The organism is Nitrospina gracilis 3/211 (assembly GCF_000341545.2).
In the GTDB taxonomy this organism is placed as follows: Bacteria; Nitrospinota; Nitrospinia; order Nitrospinales; family Nitrospinaceae; genus Nitrospina; species Nitrospina gracilis.
On the sequence record NZ_HG422173.1, the window covers coordinates 538,642 to 549,629 of the forward strand.

11 protein-coding genes are annotated in these 10,988 nt (G+C 59.9%); all 11 read left to right on the forward strand.

The window, feature by feature from the left end; translation table 11 throughout:
• The coding region (locus TX82_RS02525; RefSeq protein WP_222822950.1) for a hypothetical protein at positions 1-280 on the forward strand (280 nt) is incomplete at its 5' end.
• A gap of 152 nt (positions 281-432) precedes the next feature.
• A complete protein-coding gene (locus TX82_RS16120; protein WP_005006459.1) occupies positions 433-600 on the forward strand; it encodes a hypothetical protein in 168 nt (55 codons plus the stop codon).
• 13 nt (positions 601-613) lie between these two features.
• Entirely contained in the window at positions 614-1,018 is a 405-nt protein-coding gene (locus TX82_RS02530) for a hypothetical protein (RefSeq protein ID WP_005006461.1), read from the forward strand.
• A gap of 74 nt (positions 1,019-1,092) precedes the next feature.
• Positions 1,093-2,619, forward strand: a complete 1,527-nt coding sequence (gene murJ, locus TX82_RS02535) for a murein biosynthesis integral membrane protein MurJ (protein ID WP_005006463.1) — start codon at positions 1,093-1,095, stop codon at positions 2,617-2,619.
• Between the two features lie 11 nt (positions 2,620-2,630).
• A complete protein-coding gene (locus tag TX82_RS02540; RefSeq protein ID WP_005006465.1) occupies positions 2,631-3,188 on the forward strand; it encodes a sugar transferase in 558 nt (185 codons plus the stop codon).
• Positions 3,189-3,280: 92 nt separating this feature from the next.
• A complete protein-coding gene (locus tag TX82_RS02545; RefSeq protein ID WP_005006467.1) occupies positions 3,281-5,044 on the forward strand; it encodes a hypothetical protein in 1,764 nt (587 codons plus the stop codon).
• A gap of 38 nt (positions 5,045-5,082) precedes the next feature.
• Positions 5,083-6,768 (forward strand): hypothetical protein, encoded by a 1,686-nt coding sequence (locus tag TX82_RS02550; protein ID WP_005006473.1) that lies wholly within the window; start codon positions 5,083-5,085, stop codon positions 6,766-6,768.
• A 117-nt stretch (positions 6,769-6,885) separates the two neighbouring features.
• Positions 6,886-8,226, forward strand: coding sequence for a hypothetical protein (locus tag TX82_RS02555; protein WP_005006476.1), 1,341 nt, complete (start codon positions 6,886-6,888; stop codon positions 8,224-8,226).
• A gap of 8 nt (positions 8,227-8,234) precedes the next feature.
• Positions 8,235-9,014 carry a class I SAM-dependent methyltransferase gene (locus TX82_RS14985; RefSeq protein WP_052338178.1) on the forward strand — a complete coding sequence of 260 codons (780 nt, stop codon included), beginning with the start codon at positions 8,235-8,237 and terminating at the stop codon, positions 9,012-9,014.
• A gap of 49 nt (positions 9,015-9,063) precedes the next feature.
• A complete protein-coding gene (locus TX82_RS02565) occupies positions 9,064-9,723 on the forward strand; it encodes an LbetaH domain-containing protein (protein WP_005006482.1) in 660 nt (219 codons plus the stop codon).
• A gap of 8 nt (positions 9,724-9,731) precedes the next feature.
• The gene (locus TX82_RS02570) at positions 9,732-10,964 is read left to right on the forward strand and encodes a hypothetical protein (protein WP_005006483.1); all 1,233 of its coding nucleotides are present in this window, start codon (positions 9,732-9,734) and stop codon (positions 10,962-10,964) included.
• The last annotated feature ends 24 nt before the right edge of the window (positions 10,965-10,988 follow it).

A 10,988-nucleotide genomic window follows, 5' to 3' on the forward strand; every position in this document is an offset into this window, starting at 1 on the left:
GGCTTTCCTCTTATTGAAAACCCCCGGACAGGGACCCACCCTGATTTTTCTTTTACGGGGCCCCGCCGTACCGCATACTGGTAACATGACCCCCGTGCCGGAGACCCCCGACTCCCCGTTCAACGCATTTGAATTCCTGGTGAGTTTCCTTTGCGGCATGGTCGCGTTTGCCGTCCTGACCCTCCTGTTCATCGCCGCGGTGTTTCTCTACATCTACCTTGTTTTCGATGTGCTCCCCTTCATCGGCCGGGAGTGCAAAAATTTTTCCTGCCTTCCCTGACCTGAACCACGCCCCGGAGTTTTCCAATGCGAGGAAATTTCAACACTTCTCCCAATCCAGCTTCCGCTCTCTCCCGCAATGCCCCCATTTTTTTGCGCCCGGAAACGCATTTTTTTCTCACGGTATGCCGATGTTGACCGCATAATGTTTTCATGACCTGGCCGCAAGACACACCACCACCGCCTGCAAAACCCCGGTTCCATGCCCGGGATTTTTTCAACAGCTACCTGTACGGCCTGTTCACGTTTCTGGGCATCGCCGCCATCATCGGGGGCATCATCGCGGTGTTTCTGTTTTACGTAATGGGAAAGATGTCCTGACCGGGAGCGACGCGTGAAACTGTTTCCACCCTTCATTTTTCAGAACCGCTGGAACGTCGGCGGTTTCGTGCTGGGATTCATCACCCTGCCCCTTCTGTGGTGGATCCTCTCCAGCCTGGACAGCGAGGAGGCCATGATGCAGCGTTTTTACAAGGGGGAAGCGGAGTCGGTGCTGGGCGGCATTTACTGGACCTGCAAGATGCACTGGGACGACCACGACCCAAAAGACGATTGCACGCGCGAAATCATCACCAGCGACGACTACCCGTTCGAGCCGGCGGACATGGTTGAGTTCGAACTCAAGGGCAACGCCACCACCTTTCGCGCCACGGCCCGGCATACCGGCGACCCGCTCCGCATCGTTTACTCGATCGATGCCGACGGCAATATCCATGACGGCGTGCCCGGGCCGGGTTGATTTTCATTCCGTTCCTTCCAAGGTACAATGGCCGACGGTTTGAAGGCCATGTTTCCAACCCGGGGTAGCTTTTCATGGAATCAAAATCGGTATTCCGCCAACTGCTTTCGGCAGGCCTGTGGGTCTCCGGAGGCGTCCTGCTGGGCCGCATGGCTGGATTCGTGCGCGAGATCGCCATCGCCTCGCAGTTCGGCGTCTCGGAGGACGCGGACGTGGTGCTGTTCGCCCTCACCCTGCCGGATTTCCTGATCAGCATCCTTCTGGGAGGTGCGCTGGCGGCCGCCCTCATACCGCAGTACCAAAGCCACGCGCAAAAAGAGAAAAACGCCCTTCTCCTGCAGTCGGCCGCGGTCGTCGGGCTGACGTTCGTGGTGCTGGCACTGGGACTGATCGCCGCCGCCGAATTCGTGGTCGCCGTATTCGCACCGGGGTTCGAAGCCGAGGCGGCACGCAAGGGAGAGTCCCTGCTTGCCATCGTACTGTGGCTGTTGCCGCTCACCGCACTGGCGGGGGTGACCACGGGATTCCTCCAGGCACAGGGGCATTTCGCGGTGCCCGCACTGGGCACACTGATCTTCAACCTCACCCTGATCGGAGCGTTGTGGGGATTCCTGGACGGACCCAACGGTCTCGTTCTGTTCGCCGGGGCGATGATCGTGGGTGGACTCCTGCGCCTGCTGTCACAGGTGCTGTGCCTGCCGAAGTACGGCGTGATGCAGGGCACGGCGCCGGGATGGTGGATCGATAAAGGTCTCCTGCTCCGCTACGGGCAGGCGTTGGGCGCGGGAAGCCTGTTGTTCCTGCTGCCGGTGATCGCCCGCGCGCTGGCGTCGCTGGAAGGGCCCGGCGGGTTCGCAACGCTCAACTACGCAACCAAGCTGATCGACCTGCCGATGGGAGTCGGCCTCGGCGTGTTCTCGGTGGTGTTGCTGCCCAAAATGTCGGAATGCTTCATCCAGGGACGCGATGAAGAAGGCGTGTCGCTGGCTCGCAACGGCGTGCTCGGCATCTTCGCCATCTCGTACACCTTGATCCTGATTTTCGCCTGGTGGGGCGACGCGTTGACCGAGATCGTGTACGGCTGGGGCGCGATGTCGGAGCAGGATACGAAAGAGATCGCGTTCCTTGCGGTGCTCGGCATGACCCTGCTTCCGGCACAGGGTGCGGCCACGCTTCTGGCCGCCACGGCCAACGCCAGAAAAGACACGGCGCTGGCTTTCCGTGCCAGCGTGGGGGGCCTGGTGGTGTTCCTGCCGGTGGCCTGGTTCGCCGCAAGCGCCTTCGGCCTGACAGGCATCGTGGCGTCCCTCATTCTCACCTACTGGGTGGTGATGGGGTACCAGTCGATCCTGTTGAAAAAACGGCACGGGATTCATCTGCTTGACGGCCCGCTGGCCCTCGATCTGCTGCGCATCGGCCTGGTGTGCCCGCTGGCCTTGGCCCCGTTTGCGCTGGCCACCACCGCACTGGAATCCGGCCTGCCCGGCATTCTGCTGTTTGCGTCGCTGGCCGGGGTGACGCTCCTGTTCGTCAGCGGTGCGGCGATCCCGCGCTACCGCGAGTATCTCATCAACCGATTGCGTCCGCGCCCGGACGCCTGACCCGGAGTGCCATGAAACGTTTGTTCGACCTGACCGCCAGCCTGTTTGCGCTGACTTTCCTGTGGCCGGTGTTCCTTGCAGTGGCCGTGGCCATCCGGCTGGACTCGCCCGGCGGCATTTTCTATTGCCAGGAACGGGTGGGGCGCGGCGGCCACTCCTTCCTCATGTTCAAGTTCCGCACCATGGTGGCGGACGCCGACCAGGTGGGGTCGCACCAGACCGCCTTCGGCGACCCGCGCATCACGCCGGTCGGTGTGTTCCTGCGCAAGACCAGCCTCGATGAACTGCCGCAGTTGCTCAACGTGGTGACCGGCGACATGAGCCTGGTGGGACCGCGCCCCGACGTGCCCGCCCAGCGCAGTGATTACACCGAGGAACAATGGAGAAAGCGCACCAGCGTCCTTCCCGGCATCACCGGGCTGGCGCAGGCAACAAAACGGTCGCTGGCGACCCCTGAAGAACGGCTGGCGCTGGACCTGGAATATGTGGAACGCCAATCTTTTTGGTTTGATATGAAGGTCATTCTCCTTACAATCAAACAGGTTCTGAATATCAAAAGCGCCAGTTGAACGAACCGAACGCGTCATGCCCCGATCCCCGGCATGAACCAGGCAGAACATCCAAATTTTAATAAAACCCGGTTTCACCAACCCAGACGCCTTTGACCCTTTTGCCCGCGACATCCAAACCCTGGAAAGATTACGCAGGCCTCGTCGGCATCGCCCTGCTGGCACACGGGCTGGTGCTGATCAACGACGGCAACTACGCCGACGGCTGGCTGTTCAACTTCTTCGCCGAGCGGGGCGACTGGGACCGGATGAAAGCCATGTGGTACGAGATCGGGCGGCCGTTTGCGTTCTGGTGGGTGTACCTGCCGTTTGAAAATTTTTTCAACATTTACCTGTTCAAGTTTTTGTCCCTGCTCCCGCTGGTGCTGGTCAGTTTCATCCAGTTCCATTTCCTGCACCGATTCACTCCGCTTTCCCGGAAAACCGCATGGTTCGTCGCCGCCTTCACACTGTGCTGGCCGTTCTACCACATGATCGTGTGGGGCGCGTTTTCCGATCACATTCCCCCCGTGCTGTTCTTCGGCGGCTGGCTGTTGTATTTCCTGCATCTCGATAAAAACGGAAACCGACTGTTAAAGGGCGTATCCCTCGCGCTCCTGTTCGCTTCGTATTTCTACCAGGCGTTTCTGGTTTATCATTATGTCATCGTCCTCGTCCTGTTTGCGTACACGATGGGCTACCCGCCGCGTCCCGCATGGACGGACATCCGGCAGCACCTTCCCGCTTTCCTCAAAGCACACTGGGCGATTGTGCTGGTGCCCTTGGTTTTCTTTTTTGCCAAGCCGTACCTCTTTCCCGTGGTCGGCCGTTACACCGGGTATTACAGCATCGACTTTCTGTCGCTGAAGACGCTGGCATTTTTTGCGGGTAGCGTGGCCAACGCGCTGTTCGCTCCCCTCATCGGCCTGGGCGCGTATTACACTTCCCTTCCGCTGTTGCTGATCGTTCTTGCGGGGGCGTATTGGGTGTATAAGAAAAAGTCAAGCGACCCTGCGTCCGTTCCCACTGCACGGCTGGTATGGTACCTCGCTTTGGGATGCGTCCTGATCGCCTCCCTCGCCTACGCGCATGCAGCCAACCACAAGATGGGAATGCTGTTGTCGTACCAGGCCAGGCACAACCGGCAAATGGGATTGGGTGCGGCGTTTCTGACCCTGGCGGCGATCGGTTACATCGGCAACCGCTTCGTGCGGGTACGCTGGCCCGTGCAACGGTTTCTCGGTTTTACAGCGCTTGCGATTCTGGTGTTCATCAACATCAGCATTTACCTCACCCAGCAGGCGCACTGGGCCAAGAACCAGGCGGTGATCCATCAGTTGAAAAAGCAGGAGCCATTGCCCGGTGTCGGCATGTATTTCATGACCAATCACCTGCCGATGGGCATGGGAGTGGATTACCACTACGCCGAGGTATCGCTGACCCTCGATGCCGCCTGGGGCGGAGAGCAGTTCATCGGCGTCCCGCCTTACCTGCAGAAACGGCGTTACGACCGCGAATGGGTCGGCATCGTGCTGAACGAACTCAGGCAAGGAAAAAATCCCCTGCCCGCATCGGAGGCTTACCTGAACGAACCCATCGCCCGCACCGGCATCGCCCGGCGCATGGAAGCGGAGTGGGGCAAAGGACTGGGCTTTCGCGCCGGCTCGAAACATTTTCAACCGGGAGGATGCCTGGGCGAACTCATCGTCCACGCCAGAGAAGACATGACGGAGGCGCTCGTCGCGCTTGGCTATTTGTGGCGGCGCATGGTTTCCCCGGAGACCCTGCCCGCACACTACGACCGGCTGGCTGCGGTCGATCTGAAACCACTGGGCATCGACGCCACAGGCAGGTCGTGCCCGCTTGAAGGCACGTGACCGATGTTCCATTTTCCTCCCATGAACAGGAAGCATTCATGAACGTTTCCGGCCAGACGGAAGCCACGCACTGCCGCTACCTTTGGAGCCTCGCCGCGCTGGGCGTCGTGGCGCACGGTTTGCTTCTGGTGAACGACGGCATCTTCCTCGACGACTGGTTTCTGTGGCTCCAGATATTTGAAAACGACTGGGCGGGGTTCGAAAAGTTTTGGCGCGACCTCGGTCACCGTCACCTCATCCCTTTTTACGACCTGATGTACAGCAGTTCCGCCGCGCTGCTGCTGCAGGGATTCCTGCAGGCCGCGTCGCTGATCCTCATGGCGCTCAGCCTGTTCGTCATCCACACACGCACCCTTCACCTGCCGCCTATGGCCGCGTGGTTCGCCGCCGCACTGGCGCTCACCTATCCCTTCTTCTGGATTTCCGTGCACCACCTGACCATGCACTACGTGGTGAGCATGGGACTGTTCTGCCTCGGCTGGGCGCTGGCGCTGAACTGGCAGGCGCACCGCGCGGTGAAAGTTCCCGTCGTCGTCCTCCTGCTCGGTCTTTCCATGTACACCTACAACTCGCTGCTCGCGTTTTATTTCGGGTTTGTCGCGTTGGCGTGGTACGGCGTCCTGGTTCGGGAAAACCGCCTGCAGGCACCGATCGCATCCACCCTGCTGCCTTTTGCGCGCCGGTGGTGGCCGCTGCTGGCGTTGCCGTTTGTCGTGTATGTGATGAAACGCAAGATGTCGCCGCCCGGCGGCTTCAACCAGAATTACAACGAGCTCATTTTCTTCACCAGACCGTTTGGCGAAGCGGTCGGCACCTTCCTTTACATCATGCAGAGAAACCTGGTCGGCGCGGTGCGGGAAACCATCCGCATCTTCCGCCAGTTCCCGGGATGGTACTGGCTGGTGTTCGCGCTGGTGATGTGGGGCGTGGTGACGCTCTGGAAACGGCGCGGCGCCGAAGCGAATCGCGCCACACTTCCTTCCGGCTGGCTGAATACGAGACTCACCATCGTGGTTGCGGTGTGGCTCACGCTCAGTATCGTGCCCTACGCCATGGTCGGAAAGGGCGTGTATTCGGAATGGGGCTACCGCCACACGTTTCTGATGTCGATTCCGCTGGGGCTTTGCTGGGTATTGATCCTTGCCACTCTACCCCGTTTTCTGCCAAAACTGCCGCCGCATTTTACCGGCGTGGCACTGAGCGCGTTCCTCATCCTTTTCACCTGCGGCATCATTTACAAGTACAACCGGATGCTGGTGCGCAGCGCCGTCGATCACGCCACCATCGAAAGCTTGAAGGCGCAGCCCCCGCCCACTGCGGGCACGCTGCTATTTTTCGAAACGCCGCTGTACACCCGACGCGATGTGTACCGCCGTTACGAGTTGTCGGGCATGCTCTACCGCGCCTACGGGGAGTTGAAATGGTACGCCGTGCATGACCGGAACGCGCGCACCGAGGCCCACATCGAACAATTCATTCGGCAGGGGCGGGAGTTTGATGACAGGCTGTTGTGGCAGGTGTGGGGAAAAACGCCCGGCGTGCGGCCGAACGGCTGCGCCGCGGTGATGAGGGTGGTGCCCGGGAAGGAGGGCGTCTCCCCTCTACTGGGACTGCGCTACGTTTTCACCCGCTGGTTCGCGGAGGAACGCATGCAGGAATTCCTGCAACCCGTGCTTAAGATCGAGTTCGAACCGCTGCCGCATGCCGGATGCACCACACCGTGATTTCCGCGCCTTGCGCTTGCCGCATCGTTCTGAAATAATTGCCGGGCCTGAAGATTCGCGGTATAAATGGAACCGCATGCGAATTCGTTTCCTTATCAACTTCTCCCGCACTGATTTATGACCGATTCCAACGTGGTTCACATTGTCCACGCCATCGACACCGAAGGACCGCTGTACGAACCGCTCTCCGCCACCTTCGAGCGCCTGCGCGACACCTTCGGCATCGAAATCGACCCCACCCACGCCAACCTGGAAAAACTGAAGAACAAACAGGTACCGCTGGACGGACGCGAGGATGTGGTCGCGGATTTCCTCAACCCCTTCCGCATGAAATACCACGAAACGTGGGCGAGCCTCGAGGCCATGCTGGCGAACATCATGGGCGACAAGTTCCGCCGCGAGCTGCCCGACTCGTTCGGCGGCGGCTGGGTATACAACTGGCACTGCGTCGATCACGTCGGCTACACCTCCAACCCGCGCCACAAGGACCTCGGCTTTCACAACATCTCGGACCGCTACGAGGAGTTCCTCGACAAATACAACAGCCGTGACCGCGACGCCATCGAGTGGCACTTCCACCCCATGTCCACGTATCAGGAAGCGCACCGTTGCGCCACGTCCTACGAAAACTCGCCACATCTGCATGAGGGGTTGTGCCGCAAAATCATTGATCGGAATTTTTTCCCGGTGGTGTTCCGCGCCGGGTTTCACACCGAGCGGCCGGACAGCCACTGGTTCCTCGAGCAGTGGATTCCCTACGACTGCTCCAACATCGCGGCCGACAACGCCGAACAGCGCGAAGCGCAGAACGATCTGCGAAATGGACGCTTCGGCGACTGGCGCCGCGCTCCGGCGGACTGGTCGATTTACAATCCCGATTTTTACGATTACCAGAAACCTGGCTCGTGCCGCCGTTACATCGCACGCTTCCTGAACATCGACAGCCGCGTCGCGTGCATCACACAGGAGGAAGTGGACAAGGCATTCCGCCGCGCTGCCGGAGGGGAGCCCACACTGATGGGCGTACTCAGCCACGACTACCGGGACATTGCCGTCGAGGTGAACCGGGTGCGCGAGCTCGTCGCCGAGGCAGCGAAGGCACACCCGGAGGTACAGTTCAAGTACTCCACCGCGCGCGAGGCGTTCAAACAGGTGGTGCACCGGGGCCGGCACGAAAAGCTCCAACTCGAGGTGAAGCTCGGCAAAACCGGAAGCAACTTCCATCTGGAGGTGAGAACGAAGGAAAGCCGGGTGTTCGGTCCGCAGCCGTACCTGGCCATCAAGACCCGGAGCGGCCGCTTCATCCACGACAACTTCGACTTCGGCCTAGACGGTCAAAGCTGGCATTATGTTTTCGATGCCGACAGCGTCCTGAGTTCCGACCTTGAGGTCGTGGCCGTCGCCGCCAACAACCGTTTCGGCGACACGTTCCTCGAAACCATTCGCGTCAACGAATGAAGGCGGATATGGACCGCAAAGAATACTGGGACCAAAATTATCTCGAATACTGGAAACAACGGGTGGAGGAAGCCGACGACCGCGCCGCCGAAAGCCAAGTGATACCCAAAGACCCGGTGACGGGGAGCGACCGGGTGATCCGCGATCTTTTGATGCGTCACCCTTTTCGTCAGGGCAACGTGCTCGAGGTCGGGTGTGCGTGGGGACGCTGGTTCGCTTTCTACCGGGAGCACGGGCTGGAGGTGCACGGCGTGGACATCTCGACCGCCATGGTCGAGGCCGCGCAAAAGGACTGGCAGGAACAGGAAGGAATCGGTTCCATCAAAGAGGCCGAGGCCGAGGCCCTGCCGTTTGAAGACAACCGGTTCGACAATGTCACCTGTCTCGCCGTGTTCGATGCGACTTACCAACACCAGGCGCTGGCGGAAATGTTCCGCGTTGCCCGGCCGGGCGCGTTCCTCGTGGTGACGGGCAAGGGCGACCGGTACTTTGAAGACGACACCGCGGCGCTGGATGCGGAAGCGGGAGCGCGCCGCAAACAGCATCCGAATTTTTTCACCGACGTCCCGGCCATGCTGAACCAGATCACCGCACAATCGCATACGCTGCTGTCCGCCTATTACTTTCCGCGGCGCGGGGATTTCGGACAGAGCCGTTTCGTCACCGAAACCCAAGACCCGTTTTACGAGTACATGCTGTTTTTTGAAAAAGGGGAACACCGGTTCGCCTTCACGCCGTTCTCCGCGGACCGGTCTCTAACTTTCAACGCCGTGCGCGGCACCGGTTGAGTCTCCTCGCGCCGGTGAAAACACCGGCCCGTCACTTCGGGAACCCGTCATGGACCTGTCCTTAACCCGTCCGGAACTGCTTCAGTTCACTGTCGACCAGTTGAACCATTTCTTTCCCGATTCCCGCCCGGCCCTGCCGGACGAAATGCAAAGGGCCTTCGACCAGTCCCTCGAACGGTTGGAATTTTGTTTCGCGCGGGTGCGCAATCCTTATTTCCACAAAGAGGGTGCGCCGCGGTTCAACCATCTCAACTCCGACCAGTACGCCATGTACCTGTACACCCTTTCGCGCGTCCTGCACGAAAACGGCGGCGACCCGTCGCTTTGTGAAAAGATTTTTTACATGAACAAAACCTTGCACGGTCTCGACTGTTTTTTCTCGGTACAACTTCCCGACGTGTTCCTGTTCATGCACCCGCTGGGTACGGTGTTGGGCAAGGCGGAATACGGGAATTATTTTTTCGTCTCGCAGAACTGCACCGTGGGCGACAACTTCGATGGTGAGTACCCGCGCCTGGGCGAGGGGGTGGCGCTTTACGCCGGGGCGTCGGTGATCGGGGCCTGCGACATCGGCGACAACTGCGAGGTTGGGGCGGATGCCAGCCTCTACAAAAGGAAAGTGGAAAGCGGCCGCATGGTATTCGGCAAGCATCCCCACAACGAGTCCCGTCCCGTTTCCACGGATGTCAAAACCAAACACTTCCGCTGACCTCCGCCATGGCCGCTAAAAAGAAAATCCTCTGCATCGCTTACGGCGGCGGCCACGTGAACATGATCGTACCCGTCGCCCGCGCCCTCCGTTCACGATCGGAGTACGATGTCACCGTGCTGGGACTCACCACCGCCGGAGCCGTTTTCGAACGAGAAGGCATTCCCCATATCGGCTTCCGCGACCTCGTCCGCGACGGCGACGCCCCGGCTCTGGAAATGGGCGAACGGCTGGCGGAGGGGCTTTCCAATCCCGCCGTGCCGCACGCCGAGACCGTGGCCTACCTCGGCCTTTCATACTGGGACCTCGTCCGCAAGCACGGCGAAACGGAAGCGGCGAAATTGTATGAAGAAAAAAGCCGCCGTGCGTTTTTACCCACGACGGTGTTCGAACGGTGGTATCAGGAAGTGCAACCCGACCTGGTCGTTGCCACCAACTCCCCGCGTGCGGAACGGGCGGCCTTGACGACAGCTTCTCGAATGGGCATTCCCTCGGTGTGCATCGTCGATTCCTTCGCGCTCATCGAATACGAATGGATTCGCGAGAACAGCTACGCCACCAAAGTCTGCGTGTGGCTCGATTCCATCAAGGACTTTCTTGTGGAAAAAGGTCGCAATCCCGAAGATATTTTAATCACCGGCAACCCGGCTTACGATTTTCTTGCAGGGGAAAATCTCGCACCACAGGCCGAGGAGCTTCGGAAACAGAAAGGCTGGAATGAACGCAAGGTCATTTTATGGGCTTCCCAGTTTCTGCCTGCGGTGCATCCGCGTACAGGAAAACAAGGCGACCCCGATCTGCCACGCAAGGTCGATTCCACACTGTTCGACATGCTGGAACGCCACCCGGACTGGCAGCTGGTCCTGCGCCTGCATCCGAGCGAAACACGCCCGCTTGCATCCCTGCCGGACCGCGCGGAGTTCAGTCCCCTGACCGACGACCTCAACGTGCTGTTGAAAGCCACCGATGCGGTGGTCTCGTTCACCTCGACCGTCGGGGTCAAGGGCATGCTGCTGGGGGTTCCGTTCATCACGCTCGATTTTTCCGTGTATGCCGACGACGCACCGTTTTCTCAACTGGGCCTCGCCCGCGGGGTGAACAAGCTGGACGATTTGGAACCGGTGCTGGCGGAAGTGCTGGCAGAACAATGGAAGCCTTCCGTGTCTCTTCCCCATTTCGGATGCGCCACGGAAAATATCATGGATGTCATTGCATCCCTTCTTGCCGGAAAAAACGGTTGATACTTTGATACGTACCCATGCCTT